The sequence below is a fragment of the Achromobacter sp. UBA5777 genome (genome assembly GCF_002418565.1).
Lineage (GTDB): Bacteria > Pseudomonadota > Gammaproteobacteria > Burkholderiales > Burkholderiaceae_B > Achromobacter > Achromobacter animicus.
In genome coordinates, this window is sequence record NZ_DIEJ01000301.1 from 6,464 (window position 1) to 22,912 (window position 16,449).

11 protein-coding genes and 1 pseudogene (1 of these 12 running past the window's edge) are annotated in these 16,449 nt (G+C 67.3%); 7 read left to right on the forward strand and 5 right to left on the reverse strand.

Translation table 11 applies throughout. The features are described from left to right. Nucleotides 1-295: the start of a copper resistance protein NlpE N-terminal domain-containing protein gene (locus tag B3446_RS26215; protein ID WP_291386854.1), read on the reverse strand. The gene continues 467 nt to the left of window position 1, outside the view; the window shows 295 of its 762 coding nt (coding positions 1-295); the start codon lies at nt 293-295; its stop codon lies beyond the left edge, outside the window. A gap of 202 nt (nt 296-497) precedes the next feature. On the opposite strand from B3446_RS26215, the gene B3446_RS26220 reads away from it, so the two are divergent. The 7 genes and pseudogenes from B3446_RS26220 (at nt 498) to B3446_RS26250 (ending at nt 12,045) form a co-directional block, all read left to right on the forward strand. Continuing rightward, nucleotides 498-1,346 carry a prepilin peptidase gene (locus B3446_RS26220; protein WP_279975134.1) on the forward strand — a complete coding sequence of 283 codons (849 nt, stop codon included), beginning with the start codon at nt 498-500 and terminating at the stop codon, nt 1,344-1,346. Between the two features lie 102 nt (nt 1,347-1,448). After that, nucleotides 1,449-2,091, forward strand: a pseudogene (gene coaE, locus B3446_RS26225) (dephospho-CoA kinase); the annotation flags it as partial. Nucleotides 2,092-2,137: 46 nt separating this feature from the next. Continuing rightward, nucleotides 2,138-2,890, forward strand: coding sequence for a cell division protein ZapD (zapD, locus tag B3446_RS26230; RefSeq protein ID WP_291386858.1), 753 nt, complete (start codon nt 2,138-2,140; stop codon nt 2,888-2,890). Nucleotides 2,891-3,023: 133 nt separating this feature from the next. After that, on the forward strand, nt 3,024-4,289 hold the full coding sequence (locus B3446_RS26235) for an MdtA/MuxA family multidrug efflux RND transporter periplasmic adaptor subunit (protein ID WP_291386860.1): 1,266 nt from the start codon (nt 3,024-3,026) through the stop codon (nt 4,287-4,289). A 12-nt stretch (nt 4,290-4,301) separates the two neighbouring features. After that, nucleotides 4,302-7,400, forward strand: a complete 3,099-nt coding sequence (locus tag B3446_RS26240; RefSeq protein WP_291386862.1) for an MdtB/MuxB family multidrug efflux RND transporter permease subunit — start codon at nt 4,302-4,304, stop codon at nt 7,398-7,400. Continuing rightward, complete coding sequence (locus B3446_RS26245; protein WP_218342218.1) at nt 7,397-10,510, forward strand: multidrug efflux RND transporter permease subunit; 3,114 nt, start codon at nt 7,397-7,399, stop codon at nt 10,508-10,510. Before B3446_RS26240 ends, B3446_RS26245 begins: the two co-directional genes overlap by 4 nt. Continuing rightward, nucleotides 10,507-12,045, forward strand: coding sequence for an efflux transporter outer membrane subunit (locus B3446_RS26250; RefSeq protein WP_291386865.1), 1,539 nt, complete (start codon nt 10,507-10,509; stop codon nt 12,043-12,045). Before B3446_RS26245 ends, B3446_RS26250 begins: the two co-directional genes overlap by 4 nt. 39 nt (nt 12,046-12,084) lie before the next feature. Here the strand turns inward: B3446_RS26250 and B3446_RS26255 are convergent, their stop codons facing one another. The 4 genes from B3446_RS26255 to argJ all read right to left on the reverse strand — a co-directional run. Continuing rightward, entirely contained in the window at nt 12,085-13,503 is a 1,419-nt protein-coding gene (locus tag B3446_RS26255) for an amidase (RefSeq protein ID WP_291386867.1), read from the reverse strand. Between the two features lie 200 nt (nt 13,504-13,703). Further along, the gene (locus tag B3446_RS26260) at nt 13,704-14,666 is read right to left on the reverse strand and encodes a Nudix family hydrolase (protein ID WP_291386869.1); all 963 of its coding nucleotides are present in this window, start codon (nt 14,664-14,666) and stop codon (nt 13,704-13,706) included. After that, a complete protein-coding gene (locus B3446_RS26265; RefSeq protein ID WP_291386871.1) occupies nt 14,659-15,525 on the reverse strand; it encodes an ATP-binding protein in 867 nt (288 codons plus the stop codon). Before B3446_RS26265 ends, B3446_RS26260 begins: the two co-directional genes overlap by 8 nt. A 6-nt stretch (nt 15,526-15,531) precedes the next feature. Further along, the coding region (gene argJ / locus B3446_RS26270) for a bifunctional glutamate N-acetyltransferase/amino-acid acetyltransferase ArgJ (RefSeq protein ID WP_291386873.1) at nt 15,532-16,449 on the reverse strand (918 nt) is incomplete at its 5' end.

A 16,449-nucleotide genomic window follows, 5' to 3' on the forward strand; every position in this document is an offset into this window, starting at 1 on the left:
GGCCGTCTTCGGTGGTCTGGCCGGCGGCAACCGCCTGCTGATTCTGGTTCTGTTGACGGCGCGCGTCGGGCTTGAGCTCGATCTGCACTTGCGACGGGGCGCGGATGACGGTGCGGTAGCCGGCGCCGGAACCTTGGTACTGGGCGTCGGTCACGGTGCTTTCGGCCGGCAGATCGTAATAGCCCTCAGCTTTCTGCTTGGCGCAGCCGGTTGCGGCGATCACGGTGCCCGCTAGCAGCAGCCCCATGACGCTGAGTTTGCGGGAGCGGGAAACGATTTCTACGCGCGCGGCCATGGCAGCTTATCCGTGAATTGAGTCTGTCTCCGATTTTACGCACTTATGCGAAGATTCGATACGTTCCCCTTAGCCGTTCCCGGGCATCCCGGCACTTTATGCACAAATTACGACACGGCCGCGCGCGGCTCCTCATTCCTTGCGCCATCGCCGGTCTGTCGGATGGGCAGGCGCGTCTGGACGGCAAGGGGCGATGACGCCGATGTGGCACGTCTTTGATCTACCCTTTGGCGTCTTCATCGGCGTGGCGGCGCTGGCGGGCCTGTTCGTGGGCAACTGGCTGACGGTGCTGACCCATCGGCTGCCGCGCATGATGGAGCGCGAATGGCAGGCGCAGTGCCTGGACGCCGCCGGCAAGCCGCGGCCCGCCGGGCACTATGGCCTGCTGTCGCCGGCCTCGCAATGCCCGGCCTGCGAGGCGCCCATCGAAAGAATGGCCCGCATTCCCGTGCTCGGCTGGCTGCTGCTGCGCGGCCGGTGCGCGGCCTGCCACGCGCCCATCGGCTGGCGCTATCCCGTCATTGAACTCCTGACCTGCGCGCTGTTCGCCGCCTGCGCACTGCGCTTTGGCGCGACGCCGATCGCGTTGGCGGCCATGGGCTTGTCGGCCATGCTGGTGGCGCTGGCATGGATCGACTTCGAAACGACGTTGCTGCCCGACGTTCTGACGCAGCCGCTGGTGTGGGCGGGCCTGCTGGTGAACCTGTTCGACGCGTTCACCAGCGTGCAGACGGCGGTGGTCGGCGCGGCGGCCGGGTATCTCTTCCTGTGGGTTATCTTTCATGTGTTCCGCCTGTTGACCGGGCGCGAAGGCATGGGGCAAGGCGACTTCAAACTGCTGGCCGCGCTGGGCGCGTGGTTTGGTGTCGAGGCCTTGCCGATGTTGCTGCTCAGTGCGTCGCTGGTGGGTGTGCTGATCGGCGGGACGCTGACGCTCACCGGCCGCGCCAGCCGCGGCCAGCCCTTGCCCTTCGGGCCGTACCTGGCGCTGGCCGGCCTGGTCATGCTGCTGCTGGGTGGCGAACAAGGCATGTGGCAGTTCATGAACTAGGGACGGCCGGTCAGGACGGCCGGTCAGGACGATCGGCTAGCCGAGGGCCGCCGGATCGAAGGCCATGCAACGGCACTCAGCAAAAGACAAAGGAAAGGCAGCATGTTCAACATTGGTCTGACGGGCGGCATCGGCTCGGGCAAGTCCCGCGTGGCGGACATGCTGGCGGAGTGGGGCGCGGCGTTGGTCGACACCGACGAGATCGCGCGATCGCTCACCGCCGCCGGCGGCGCTGCCATGCCCGCGATCGAACACGAATTCGGACCGCAGGCGCTGACCCCCGACGGCGCGCTGGACCGCGCGTGGATGCGCACGCAGGCATTCGCCGATCCGCAGGTGCGGCGGCGGCTGGAGGCCGTGCTGCATCCGGCCATCGGCCGCGAAACGCAGCGGCAGGCGGCGGCCGCGCGCGGATCGTATCTGGTCTTTGTGGTGCCGCTTTTGGTTGAGTCCCTGGATCGTTGGCGAGACCGCGTGGATCGTATCTGCGTGGTCGATTGCGATCCCGAAACGCAGGTCGCTCGCGTGCAGCAGCGCAGCGGGCTGACGGAGCAGGACATCAGGCGTATCATGGCGGCACAGGCTGCGCGGGCACACCGGTTGGAGGTCGCGGACGACGTCATACTCAACGACGCAACGACAACACCGGAACAGTTGCGCGCGCGGGCGTTGACCCTGCATGACCGCTGGCTTGCGCTGGCGACCACCACGGGCCGGTAAGCCAGCGGCTGCCGGCACCCCTGAAAATTCTTGGCCGCCGGCCAACCACTTGATAGGGCCTGTAAAAAAGCGTGATCGTTTACGAATATCCCTTCAACGAGCGCATCCGTGCTTATCTGCGGCTGGAATACCTGTTCGACAGGCTCTTCTTCTTTGCTCGCGAGGGTGACTCACGCCAGCATCAGGTTGCCGTCACGTCCCTATTCGATCTGCTCGACGCGTGCGAACGCACCGACGTGAAAGGCGCCGTCCTGCAAGACCTTGAACGCCAGCGCCTTGCGCTGGTCGGGCTGCGCGATCATCCCGGCGTTGCGCAGGACGCGCTGGAAGGCATGCTGCGCGAAATGGAAAAGGTGGCCAGTGCGCTGGCTGCCCCTGGCAAGACCGGCCAGTCGCTGCGCGAAAACGAATGGCTGACCAGCCTGCGCGGACGTCTGTCGGTGCCCGGCAGCGCCACGCAGGTCGACATGCCTTCGTACTATGCCTGGCAGAACAAGCCCGAAGCCGCGCGCTGCGCGGACCTGCAGGCCTGGGTGTCCCCCTTCATTCCCCTTTACGATGGCCTGACCCTGGCGCTGCGCCTGTTGCGCGAGTCCGGACGCAAGACCGACATCGTGGCCGAGCAGGGCGCCTATCAGCAGATGCTGGGCGGCAAGCAGTTCCAGCTGCTGCGCGTCTGGGTGGACCCCACCCACGGCGTCTTCCCCGAGATCAGCGCCAATAAGTACATGATCTGGATACGTTTTTCCACCCAGGACGGAGAGTTCAAACCCCAGCAGGTGGCCCGTGATGTGTCATTCAAGATGACCCTCTGTAGCTCTTAGGCTGAAGTTACGCAGGGTTTCGCTGCCCGGATTCCTGTTGCGGGTAGTTTCAGCATGACGGTCATCAGGGCCGAAATCGGGACGGTCTAGTAGACAATACGGCTTTCCTTCCGAGTGTGCCGGAACCGTTTCCATGTCCGATAGCCGTCCTGTATCCCCACCCTCCCGCTGGAGCCGTCGCCGCGTGGTCGGCCTGGTTTTGCTGCTCCTCGTTGTGGCGGCGATCGCGTGGTTGGTGCTCCGGCCCTCGGCCAAGCAGGGTGGTACGGGCGGACGTGCCGGCGGCCGGCCTCCCATGGCGGCCATGGCCAACCTGCCGGTGCCGGTGCGGATCGCCACCGCCGCCCAGCAGGACATCGACATCTTCCTGCGCTCGCTGGGCACGGTCACCGCCTACAACACCGTCACCGTCCGAAGCCGCGTCAGCGGTGAACTCGTCAACGTCGCCTTCCAGGAAGGGCAGCAGGTCAAGGCCGGCGACCTGCTCGCGCAAGTGGACCCGCGTGCGTTCCAGGTGGCCTTGGACCAGGCGCGCGGCACGCAGATGCAGAACCTCGCCCAGCTGGAAAACGCCCGCCGCGATCTGCAACGCTACCAGGCGCTCTTCAAGCAGGATTCCATTGCCCGCCAACAGGTCGACACGCAGGCCGCGCTGGTGCGCCAATACGAGGGCACGGTCAAGAGCGACCAGGCCAACGTCGACAACGCCAAGTTGCAACTGGATTACGCGCGCATCACCGCGCCGATCAGCGGCCGTCTGGGTCTGCGCCAAGTGGACCGCGGCAATCTCGTGTCCAGCTCGGATACCAACGGTCTGGTCGTCATCACCCAGACTCAGCCGATTTCCGTTGTCTTCACCCTGCCCGAAACGCAGTTGCCCGAAGTGCGCGCGGAACTCGCCGCCGGCAAGACGCTGACGGTCGACGCCTACGACCGCGCCGACACCCGCCGCATCGCGACCGGCACGCTCGAGACACTGGACAACCAGATCGACGTGACCACCGGCACGCTCAAGCTCAAGGCCCGCTTCGACAACGCCGACGACGCGCTTTTCCCCAACCAGTTCGTCAACGTGCGCCTGCACGTGCTGACCCGCAAGGACGTGACCGCCATTCCGACGGCGGCAGTCCAGCAGGGCTCGGCCGGCGCGTTCGTCTTCCTGGTGCAGGAGGACAACACGATCGCGGTGCGCCAGGTGAAGCTGGGCGCCATCAACAGCGGCATGGTCGCCGTCAACGAGGGGCTGAAGCCGGGTGACCGCGTCGTCACGGAAGGCACCGACCGCCTGCGCGCTGGCGCCAAGGTGGAAATCCTGGGCGGCGCCGAAGTCATTCCCGCCACCCGCGACAAGACGCTGGGCGCGGGGGCGCCGGCCGGCACCACGCCCGCGTCCAAGTAAGCCGAGAACGCCGTGAGCCCGTCGCGCCTCTTCATCCTGCGCCCCGTGGCCACCACCCTGTCGATGGTGGCCATCCTGATCGCGGGCCTCATCGCCTACCGTTTCCTGCCCGTTTCGGCGCTGCCCGAAGTCGACTACCCGACGATCCAGGTCGTGACGCTGTATCCCGGCGCCAGTCCCGACGTCATGACGTCGCTGGTCACGTCACCCCTGGAGCGGCAGTTCGGCCAGATGCCCGGGCTGAACCAGATGTCGTCCACCAGTTCGGGCGGCGCTTCGGTCATCACCCTGCAATTCAACCTGACGCTGCCGCTGGACGTGGCCGAACAGCAGGTGCAGGCGGCCATCAACGCGGCGTCGAACCTGCTGCCGTCCGACCTGCCGGTGCCCCCCACCTACAACAAGGTCAACCCGGCCGACGCGGCGGTGCTGACGCTGGCGATCACGTCGCCCACCATGCCGCTGCCGCAGGTGCGCGACCTGGTCGATACGCGCGTGGCGCAACGGCTGTCGCAGATTCCGGGCGTGGGTCTCGTCAGCGTGGCGGGCGGGCAGCGCCCGGCCGTGCGCGTCCAGGTGAATCCGCAGGCGCTGGCAGCCAATGGCCTGTCGCTGGCCGACCTGCGCACCGCCATCGTCGGCGCCAACGTCAACCAGCCCAAGGGCAACCTGGACGGTCCGCAGCGCTCCACCACCATCAACGCCAATGACCAGCTCAAGTCGCCCACCGACTACAACAGCCTGATCATCGCGTACAAGAACGGCGCGCCGTTGCGGCTGGCCGACGTGGCGCGCGCGGTCGAAGGCGCCGAGGACACCCGCCAGGCTGCGTGGGCGGGCGACAAGCCCGCCATCCTGCTGAACATCCAGCGCCAGCCCGGCGCCAACGTGATCGACGTGGTCGACCGCATTCAGGCGCTGATGCCGCAGTTGCGTGCCGCGCTGCCCGCCACGCTGGACGTGACGGTGGTGTCGGACCGCACGCAGACCATCCGTGATTCGGTCGCCGACGTGCAGTTTGAAATGCTGCTGGCCGTCGGGCTGGTGGTCATGGTCACGTTCATCTTCCTGCGCAGCCTGACGGCCACGCTGATTCCCAGCGTCGTCGTGCCGCTGTCGCTGGTGGGCACTTTCGGGATCATGTATCTGTCCGGGTTCTCCATCAACAACCTGACGTTGATGGCGCTGACCATCGCCACGGGCTTCGTCGTGGACGACGCGATCGTCATGATCGAGAACATCGCGCGCCACATCGAAGAAGGCGAAAAGCCGATGCAGGCCGCGCTGAAAGGCGCGTCGCAGATTGGCTTCACGCTGATCTCGCTGACCCTGTCGCTGATCGCCGTGCTGATTCCGCTGCTGTTCATGACGGAGGTCGTGGGCCGGCTGTTCCGCGAATTCGCGATCACGCTGGCGGTGGCCATCCTGATCTCGCTGGTGGTGTCGCTGACGCTGACCCCGATGATGTGCGCGCGCCTGCTGCGCGCCGAATCCGAAACGAAGCACGGGCGTTTTCATCAGGCCACGGGCGCCTTCATCGACCGCATCATCGCCGGCTATGACCGCATGCTGCAGGTCGTGCTGCGCCATCAGACGCTGACGCTGATCGTGGCGGTGGCCACTTTTGCGCTGACCGTGCTGCTGTACCTGGTGGTGCCCAAGGGCTTCTTTCCGCAGCAGGACACCGGCCTCATCCAGGCCATCACGCAGGCGCCGCAATCCATTTCGTTCACCGCCATGTCCGAGCGCCAGCAGGCAGCGGCCCGCCTGGTGCTGGAAGATCCCGACGTGCAGGCCGTTTCGTCCTTCATCGGGGTGGACGGCAGCAACGCCACGCTCAGCGCCGGCCGCATGCAGATTTCGCTCAAACCCCAGGCCGAGCGCAATGGCGATCTGCGCACCGTCATGGCCCGCCTGCAGGAAAGCCTGAACAAGCAGGACGGCCTGACCGTCTACATGCAGCCGGTGCAGGATCTGACCATCGAAGACCGCGTCAGCCGCACGCAGTACCAGATGACGCTGTCCAACCCCGATCTGAAGGTGCTGAGCGAATGGACGCCCAAGCTGGTCGAGCGTCTGCGCGCCGTGCCGGGCCTGATGGACGTGGCCGACGACCTGCAGGACGACGGCCTGCAGACGTGGGTGGAGATCGACCGCGACGCGGCCTCGCGGCTGGGCATCACCGCCGCCGTCATCGACGAGACGCTCTACAACGCCTTCGGCCAGCGGCTGATCTCCACGATCTTCACGCAGTCCAACCAGTACCGCGTGGTGCTCGAAGTCCTGCCGCAGTTCCAGATGTCGCCCAGCGCGCTGGGGCAGATCCACGTGCCCACGTCCACGGGCGCGCAGGTGCCGCTGTCGTCAGTCGCGCACATCAGCGAAGGCCGGACGGTGCTGGCCGTGAACCGGCTCGATCAGTTCCCCATGGTGACCGTGTCGTTCAACCTGGCGCCCGGCGCATCGTTGTCCGACGCCGTCGAAAACATCAAGAAGGCTGAAGCCGAAATCGGCATGCCGACCAGTGTCGAAACGCGCTTTCAGGGCGCGGCGCTGGCGTTCCAGAATTCGCTGTCCAGCACGCTGTGGCTGATTCTGGCGGCCGTGGTCACGATGTACATCGTGCTGGGCGTGCTCTATGAAAGCTACATCCATCCCATCACCATCCTGTCCACGCTGCCGTCCGCGGGTGTGGGGGCGTTGCTGGCGCTGCTGATCAGCGGCACTGAGTTGGACATGATCGGCATCATCGGGATCATCCTGCTGATCGGCATCGTCAAGAAGAACGCGATCATGATGATCGACTTTGCGCTGGACGCCGAACGCAAGCGCGGACTCGCGCCGCGCGAGGCCATCCACGAGGCCGCGCTGCTGCGCTTCCGGCCCATCCTGATGACGACGCTGGCCGCGCTGTTCGGCGCCTTGCCGCTGATGCTGTCCACCGGCACGGGCGCTGAACTGCGCCAGCCGCTGGGCCTGGTGATGGTCGGCGGCCTGCTGCTGTCGCAGGTGCTGACGCTGTTCACGACGCCGGTCATCTACCTGATGTTCGATCGCATGTCCCGCCGTTGGCGCGGCGCCGGCGCGCCGTCCGCTGGAGACGCGCGATGATCCTGTCGGCCCCCTTCATCGTCCGGCCGGTGGCGACCACGCTGCTGAGCCTGGCGGTCGTGATGGCCGGCATGCTTGCGTTCTTTCTGTTGCCCGTGGCGCCGCTGCCGCAGGTGGACATCCCGACCATCTCCGTGTCGGCCAGCCTGCCGGGCGCCAGTCCCGAGACCATGGCCTCCAGCGTCGCCACGCCGCTGGAGCGGTCGCTGGGCAGCATTGCGGGCGTCACTGAAATGACCTCGCGCAGCTCGCAGGGCTCCACGCGCATCACGCTGCAGTTCGACCTGTCGCGCGACATCAACGGCGCGGCGCGCGACGTGCAGGCCGCGATCAACGCGGCGCGTTCGCTCTTGCCGACCGGCCTGCGCAGCAATCCCACCTATAACAAATCCAATCCGTCGGACGCGCCGATCCTGACGCTGGCGCTGACGTCCGACACGCTCAGCCAGGGCCAGTTGTACGACCTGGCCTCCACCATCGTGGCGCAGAAGCTGTCGCAGGTGGATGGGGTGGGCGAGGTCACGGTGGGCGGCAGCTCGCTGCCCGCGGTGCGCGTGACGGTGCTCCCCGGGGCGCTGGCCAACCAGGGCGTGTCGCTGGACGAACTGCGCGCCACGCTGGCCAACGCCAATGCCAACCGCCCCAAGGGCGTGCTTGAAAACGACCGCTACCACTGGCAGATCATGGTCAGCGACCAGCTCAGCCGGGCCGAGGAGTACCGGCCGCTGATCGTCGCCTGGCGCGACGGCCGGCCGGTGCGCGTGTCCGATGTGGCCAAGGTGGAAGACTCGGTCGAAGACCTGTATCAGACCGGCTTTTTCAACGACCGCAACGCGATCCTGATGGTCGTGCGGCGGCAGGCCGACGCCAACATCATCGAAGCCGTGGACGCCGTGCGGGCGCAGTTGCCCGTGCTGCAGGCGCTGATGCCCGCCGACGTCAACATGACGGTCGCGCAGGACCGCACACCCAGCATCCGCGCGTCGCTGCATGAGGCCGAGCTGACGCTCATCATCGCCGTCGGGCTGGTGGTGCTGGTGGTGCTGCTGTTCCTGCGGCGCTGGCGCGCGGCCATCATTCCCAGCGTCGCGGTGCCGGTGTCGCTGATCGGCACGTTCTGCATCATGTACCTGTGCGGCTACACGCTGAACACCATCTCGCTGATGGCGCTGATCGTCGCCACGGGTTTCGTGGTGGACGATGCGATCGTGGTGCTGGAAAACATCATGCGCCACGTCGAGAACGGCATGTCGCCGATGCGCGCCGCCTTGCGCGGCTCGCGCGAGGTCGGTTTCACGGTGTTGTCGATGAGCCTGTCGCTGGTGGCGGTGTTCATTCCCATCCTGCTGATGGGCGGGGTGGTGGGGCGTCTGTTCCGCGAGTTTGCCGTCACCTTGTCCGCCGCCATCCTGGTGTCGCTGGTGGTGTCGCTGACGCTCACGCCCATGATGTGCGCGCGCCTGCTGCGGCCCGAACCCAAGGACCCCAAGCCGCCAGGCCGGCTGGCGCGCTGGACCGAGCGCGGCTTTCAGTCCATGCAGGACGGCTATCGCCGCTCGCTGGGCTGGGCGTTGGCGCACGGGCGCCTGATGATGCTGACGCTGGCGATCGCCGTGGGCCTGAACGTCTATCTGTACACCGTGGTGCCCAAGGGCTTTTTCCCGCAGCAGGACACCGGTCAGCTGCTGGGCTTTTTCCGTGTCGACCAGGGCACGTCGTTCCAGGCCACGCTGCCCAAGCTCGAAGCGCTGCGCAAGGTGGTGCTGGACGATCCGGCCGTGCAAAGCATGACCGGCTACGCGGGCGGGCGAGGCGGCAGCAACAGCAGCTTCATGCAGATCCAGCTCAAGCCGCTGGGCGAGCGCAAGGTTTCGGCCGACGTGGTCATCAATCGCCTGCGAGCCAAGCTGCAGAACATGCCCGGCGCCCGTTTGTTCCTGGTGTCGCAGCAGGACATCCGCATCGGCGGACGCCAAAGCCAGGGCTCGTACGACTACACCCTGATGTCGGGCGATCTGCAACTGCTGCGCACCTGGATGCCCAAGGTGCAGCAGGCGATGGCCAAGATTCCGGAGATCACCGACGTGGATGCCGACGTCGAGGATCGCGGCCGCGAGATCAACCTGGTCATCGACCGCGAAGCCGCGACGCGGCTGGGCATCAGCATGGCCACCATCTCCACCGTGCTGAACAACTCGTTCAGCCAGCGCCAGGTGTCGGTCATGTACGGGCCGCTCAACCAGTATCACGTGGTGCTGGGCGTGGACCCGAAGTTCGCGCAGGACATCGAATCGCTGCGCCAGGTCGAGGTCATCACGGCGGACGGCGCCCGCGTGCCGCTGTCGGCGTTCACCAAACTTGAAAACGCCAACGCGCCGCTCAGCGTGAGTCACCAGGGCCTGTTCGTGGCCGACACCATTTCGTTCAGCCTGGCGCCCGGCGTGTCGCTGGGGCAAGCGACCACCGCGATCGACAATGCCGTGGCACGCCTGGGCTTGCCGTCCGACCAGATCCAGGCGGGCTTTCAGGGCACCGCGGCCGCGCTGCAGCAGACGCTGGCGCAGCAACCCTGGCTGATCCTGGCCGCGCTGGTCACCATGTACATCGTGCTGGGCATTTTGTACGAAAGCTTCATCCACCCGCTCACCATCCTGTCCACGCTGCCGTCGGCGGGGCTGGGCGCGCTGCTTGCGTTGCTGCTGGTGCGATACGACTTCACGCTGATTGCGCTGATCGGGGTGTTCCTCTTGATCGGCATCGTCAAGAAGAACGCGATCATGATGGTGGATTTTGCGCTGGACGCCCAACGCCACCACGGCATGACGCCGCGCGACGCCATCTTCCAGGCGTGCCTGACGCGGTTCCGCCCGATCATGATGACGACGATGGCGGCCATCTTCGGTGCGCTGCCGCTGGTGCTGGCCACCGGCGCCGGCGTCGAGATGCGCCAGCCGCTTGGCATTACCATCGTGGGCGGCCTGGTGCTGAGCCAGATCCTCACGCTGTACACCACGCCCGTGGTCTATCTTTATCTGGACCGCTTCCGCCTGTGGGCCGCGCGCCGGCGCGCTTCGCGGGGCGGGAATTCCGCTTCCATAGAACACACATGATCCGTACCAAGCCGTATTCCTCCGCCACTCTTGCCCGCGCTGCGGCCACGCTCGCGCTTTGCGTGCTGCTGGGCGCCTGCGCGGTCGGGCCCGACTATCAGCGCCCGGCGCTGGACGTGGGCGCGGCCTACAAGGAAGGCCAGATCGAGGTGCCCGGCTGGAAGCCGGCCCAGCCGCGCGACGACGCCGACCGCGGCGCGTGGTGGAAGGTCTATGACGACCCCACGCTGGACGGCCTGCTGGTTCGCCTGAACACATCCAACCAGACCATCGCGCAGGCCGAGGCGAACTACCGTCAGGCGCTGGGTCTGGTGCGCGGCGCGCGTTCGGGCTTCTACCCCACCGTGGGCGCGGGGGCGGGCATGACCCGAGGCGGCAACGGCGGGCAGAGCGGTTCGTCGACGGGTTCCGGCAGCAACGTGTCCAACCAGTATTCGCTGACCGGCAGCGTCAGCTGGGAACTGGACGTCTGGGGCCGGGTGCGCCGCAGCGTCGAGTCCTCTGAAGCCAGCGCCGCCGCCAGCCTGGCCGACCTGGGTGCGACCCGCTTGAGCGCGCAGGCCGCGCTGGTGCAGACCTATCTGCAACTGCGCGTGCTGGACGAACAAAAGCGCCTGCTCGACGCCACCGTGGCCGCGTACGAAAAGTCCCTGCAGCTTACGCAGAATCGCTACGAAGTCGGCGTTGCGGGACAGGCCGACGTGGCCGTCGCGCGCACGCAGCTTGAAAGCACCCGCGCGCAGTCCATCGACCTGGATTGGCAGCGCGGCCAGTATGAGCACGCGATCGCCGTGCTGATGGGCCAGGCGCCTTCGCAGTTCAACCTGCCGCCCGCGGTGTTCACGTTGCGGCTTCCGCAGATTCCGGTGGACCTGCCGTCCGAGCTGCTTGAACGCCGTCCCGACGTGGCCGCCGCCGAACGCCGCGCCGCAGCCGCCAACGCGCAGATCGGCGTGGCGCAGGCCGCGTGGTTCCCTAGCCTGACGCTGTCGGCCGACGGCGGTTTTCGCAATGGCGAATTCGCGGAGCTGCTGACGGCGCCCGCGCGCTTCTGGTCGCTGGGGCCGGCGCTGGCGCTGACAATCTTCGACGGCGGCGCGCGCGAGGCCCAGGTCGAGCAGGCCCGCGCTTCGTATGACTCGCAGGCCGCGGCTTATCGCCAGGCGGCGTTGACCGGTCTGCGCGAGGTCGAGGACTACCTGATACAGCTTCGGGTGATGGAGCAGGAGCAGATCGTGCAGCGCCGCGCGCTGGAATCGGCGCGCGAATCGCTGCGCCTGATTCAGAACCAGTACAAGGCGGGTTTGGTCGACTACCTGAGCGTGGCCGTGGTGGACGCCACGGCGCTCAGCAGCGAGCGCAATGCGCTGAGCCTGCTGGGTAACCGGCTGGTGGCCAGCGTCAATCTGATCGTCGCGCTGGGCGGCGGTTGGGAAGGACTGCCGGTCGAGACGGCGCGTGCTGACGGCGCCGGGCCGGCCGTGACGCAGACGTCCGCCGCGCAAACACCTGCCGCGCCAACGCCGGCGCAGTAACCTCGCGCGTGGCCGGCGCCCCTGCGCCAGGCGGTGGCCTTACAAGCCAACCGCCTTCAGATCCGGCCGCTGGCGGTGCCATTCGGTGACCGCCTGGAATGCGATGCCGATCTTGCCCAGCACGCCTTCCGCGTTGGGCTTGCCCAGCAACTGCACACCTAGCGGCAAGCCGTCGCTGGTGAAGCCCGCGGGCAGCGCCAACCCGGCTGCATTCATGTAGTTGCCCGGGCGGGTAAACGCCGCAAGCGGGGTGGCCGCTTCGTCCACCTCGGCCAGCTGACGCGCGCCGAACGGGGCGGCTGGCGTGAGCACGGCGTCGAACTCCTGCATCCAGTCCAGCCAGTCGCGGCGTGCCTGCGCATGCGCCTGCAATGCCGTGATGTAGTCGGCGGCCGAGATCCCCTTGCCCGACAGCACGCGGGCGCGCACATACTGGCCGATGGGCTTGGCAGGGTCCTCGATGTAGCCGCGATGCAGCGCGTAGGCCTCGGCCGAGATGATCTGGCCGTTGCGCTGCATCATCTCGCGAAAGTCGAAGGGCAGGGGCGTCTCGGCCACATCCGCACCCAGCGCGGCGAGCACGCGGCGCGCGTCGTCCAGCGCCGACAGCGCGTCGGCGTCCACGGCGATGGGATGCTGCGCGGTCGGCATCACCGCGATGCGCACGCCGCGCAAAGGCTGCGCGCCGCCGGCCGGCTCCCGGTAGTCGAACGCGGGGATGCCGAACGTCAACGGGTCCTGGGTATCGTGGCCGGCCATCAATGCGGTCAGCAGCATCGCGTCGCGTGCGTCGCGGGTCAGCGGGCCCAACGTGTCCAGCGTCGTCGACAGCGCCACCGCGCCGTGCAGGCTGATGAGACCGCGCGTGGTCTTCAGGCCCGTGATGCCGTTCAATGCGGCCGGGATCCGTACCGAACCACCGGTGTCCGATCCCAGGGCCGCAGGCGCCAGGCCGGCCGCCACGGCGACGCCGGATCCGCTGGATGAGCCGCCGGGCACGCGCGCACGCTCCAGGTCCCAGGGATTGCGCGGCGTGCCCATGACGGGATTCGTGCCCCAGCCGCCGAAGGCGAATTCCACCATATGGGTCTTGCCCAGCATCACCATCCCCGCGTCCAGCAGCCGCGTGACCGCGGTGGCGGTGACGCCGCTGCGGCGTTCGCGCCAGGCCTCGGACCCCGCCGTGGTGATGTGGCCCTGGATGTCGCACAAATCCTTGACGGCCACCGGTACGCCGTCCAGCGGGCTGAGCAGCCCGTAGCCCGCGCGCCGCCGCGCGTCGGCGGCTTCGGCCAAGCGCAGCGCGCCTGCGTTGTCCACGCTGATGAAAGCGCCCAACGTGGGATTTGCCCGGTCGATGCGGTCCAGGAAGTGGCGCGTCAATTCGACCGAGCTGTAGCGGCCCTGCGCCAGGCCATCCGCCAGATCGGCCAGGGTGGCAAATGCGATGTCAGACATGGATTCCCTCGATGCGATGCCATGCGTCTGTCCGCCAGGCGCATGCAACCCCGTCCGCCCGATGGCGGCCGGTCACGGCATGTAGGGTGCATCGGCGCGGGTGTTTGGTCTATGCGCGCTTTCCCGCGCGAGTCAAAAACAAAACGGCCCATGCGGGGCATGGGCCGTTGCGCGGCAAGGCGAGGTCAGGCGACGTGCAATCAGAGCACGCCGCGGATCCCGGCGATGCCGTGCGCGCCGTGGCGCAAGGCTTGCGAGACGGTCTGGGTGGATTGACCGCCCAGCGCGAACACCGGTATGCCGGCATCCCGGTTGCCTTCCACAAACCCTTCCCAGCCCAGCGTCGGCGCGCCGGGATGGCTGGGCGTATCCAGCACGGGACCCAGCACGGCGAAGTCCGCGCCCAGTTCGCGGGCGTGGACGACCTGGGCGTTGTCATGCGCGGAGACGCCGACCAGCGCGTTGCGGGGCAATTCCGGACGGGCGGTCAGGCGCAGCGCGTCTGCCGTGCGCAGGTGCACGCCGTCGGCTTCTTTCCACCATGCAACGGGATGGATGCTGTTGACCAGCACGCGCGCGCCGGCGGCGCGGCAGCGCTTGATGACCTGTTGCAGCACTTCATGCAGCGAACTGGCGCCCACGCCGTCCGGCCATTGCGGTTCGCGGAATTGCACCAGTTTCACGCCACGCGCCAGCGCCGCGTCCAGGCGGCCGAGGAACGGGGCGATGCCCGCGCGCGAGCCGATGGCGCTGATGCCGTAGGTGGTGGGCAATTGCAGCCAGCGCAGCGGGGGCAGGGTGGCGGGCAGCAGGTCGCCCACCGAGGCCGCGTTGGCCGGATCCACCCATTCGAGGCGCTGGTTTTCCAGGCTTTGGGGCTCGCCTTCCCAGCCGGTGACGTGGCAGAAGGCCAGGCGCACCGTGGTGTGCGGGTAGGCATGCACGTACGTGACCCAGGGGCGCGACTGCGTGACGCGGATGCCGATCTCTTCTTGGAGTTCTCGGGCCAGCGCCTGCAGCACGGTCTCGCCGGGTTCGAGCTTGCCGCCCGGCAGTTCCCACCAGCCGGACCACGGCTTGCCTTCGGGCCGCTGGCCCAGCAGCAGCTTGCCGTCCGGGCGCAGGATCAGGCCCGCGGCGACGTCGACGATCTTTTCAGACATGGCGGGCCGCCCAGTCGCGTGCGAACTGATACGCCACACGGCCCGAACGCGAGCCGCGTTCGATGGTCCATTGCAGCGCCTCGGTGCGCGAGGGTTCGATGTGCTGTTCGGGGCAGCCCAGCTCGCGCAGCCAGTGATACACGATGTCCAGGTAGTCGTCCTGCTTGAACGGGTAGAACGACAGCCACAGCCCGAAGCGCTCGGACAGCGAGATCTTTTCCTCGACCGTTTCGCCGGGGTGGATTTCGCCGTCGGGCTGGTGCTTGGCCTGCAGGTTTTCGCTCATGTATTCCGGCATCAGATGGCGCCGGTTGGACGTGGCGTAGATGAGGACGTTGTCGCCCGAGGCCGACACCGAACCGTCCAGCACGGATTTCAGCGCCTTGTAGCCGGCCTCGCCTTCTTCGAAGGACAGGTCGTCGCAGAACACGATGAAGCGTTCGGGCCGCGCCGCCACCAGTTCGACGATGTCGGCCAGGTCGCCGAGGTCGGACTTGTCGACTTCGATGAGGCGCAGGCCGCGGTCGCCGTAGGCGGCCAGCATGGCTTTGACCAGCGAGCTTTTGCCGGTGCCGCGTGCGCCGGTCATGAGCACGTTGTTCGCGGGCTTTTTTTCAAGGAACTGCAGCGTGTTGCGGTCGATGGTGGCCTTCTGGCGCTCGATGTGCTGCAGGTCCTGCATGTCGATGCGCGCGACGTGGCGCACGGCATCCAGCCAGCCGCGCGCGCCGCGCTTGCGCCAGCGGAACGCGTGGGCGCTCCAGTCGATATCGGGCGGGGCGGGAGGCAGGAAGGCCTCCAGCTGCGCCAGCACGCGTTCGGCGCGCTGGATCAGCGTGGTGAACTCGGTAGCCGTCATGGTCGATCAGGAACGGTAGTCGGCGTTGATCGACACGTACTCGTGCGAGAAGTCGCAGGTGTAGACCGTGTCGCTGACCTGACCGCGACCCAGCGCGATGCGTACCGAGATCTCGGCCTGCTTCATGACGCGCTGGCCGTCGGCTTCCTGGTAGTCGGGGTTGCGGCCGCCGTTCTTGGCGACCAGCACGTCGTCCAGCCACAGGCGGATGTTGGACACGTCCAGGTCGTCGATGCCGGCGTAGCCAACTGCGGCCAGGATGCGGCCCAGGTTGGGGTCGGATGCGAAGAACGCAGTCTTGACCAGCGGCGAGTGCGCCACGGCATACGCGACCTTCAGGGCTTCTTCGGTGGTGCCGGCTTCTTCGACGCGGATCGTCATGAACTTGGTGGCGCCTTCGGCGTCGCGCACGATCTTGGTGGCCAGTTCCAGGGCGGCGGCGGTCAGGGCTTCGCGCACGGCGGCGTAGGCGGCGTCGGATTCGCTGTTGACATTGACGCCCGACTTGCCGGTGGCGGCAATGATGAAGGAGTCATTGGTGGAGGTGTCGCCGTCGACCGTGATGCGGTTGAACGAGGCATCGGCGATTTCCACGGCCAGCTTGCGCAGGAGCGGCTGGGCAATGGCGGCATCGGTGGCCAGGAAGCTGAGCATGGTGGCCATGTTGGGACGGATCATGCCCGCGCCCTTGCTGATGCCGGTGAAGGTGACCGTCTTGCCGTCGATCTGCACCTTGGCGGACGAAATCTTGGGCAGCGTGTCGGTGGTCATGATGCCGTGGGCGGCGCTGGACCAGTGGTCGGCGGCCAGGTCGGCGATGGCGGCAGGCAGGCCGGCGACCAGGCGGTCGAGCGGCAGGGGTTCCAGGATGACGCCGGTGGAGAACGGCAGAATCTGCGCGGCGGGCACGCCCAGCAGCTTGCC

Coding starts and splice junctions, on each gene's coding strand:
- B3446_RS26220 (WP_279975134.1), top strand. CDS start 498: ATGTGGCACGTCTTTGATCTACCCTTTGGCGTCTTCATCGGCGTGGCG.
- B3446_RS26265 (WP_291386871.1), bottom strand. CDS start 15,525: ATGACGGCTACCGAGTTCACCACGCTGATCCAGCGCGCCGAACGCGTG.
- B3446_RS26260 (WP_291386869.1), bottom strand. CDS start 14,666: ATGTCTGAAAAGATCGTCGACGTCGCCGCGGGCCTGATCCTGCGCCCG.
- B3446_RS26250 (WP_291386865.1), top strand. CDS start 10,507: ATGATCCGTACCAAGCCGTATTCCTCCGCCACTCTTGCCCGCGCTGCG.
- B3446_RS26235 (WP_291386860.1), top strand. CDS start 3,024: ATGTCCGATAGCCGTCCTGTATCCCCACCCTCCCGCTGGAGCCGTCGC.
- B3446_RS26245 (WP_218342218.1), top strand. CDS start 7,397: ATGATCCTGTCGGCCCCCTTCATCGTCCGGCCGGTGGCGACCACGCTG.
- B3446_RS26255 (WP_291386867.1), bottom strand. CDS start 13,503: ATGTCTGACATCGCATTTGCCACCCTGGCCGATCTGGCGGATGGCCTG.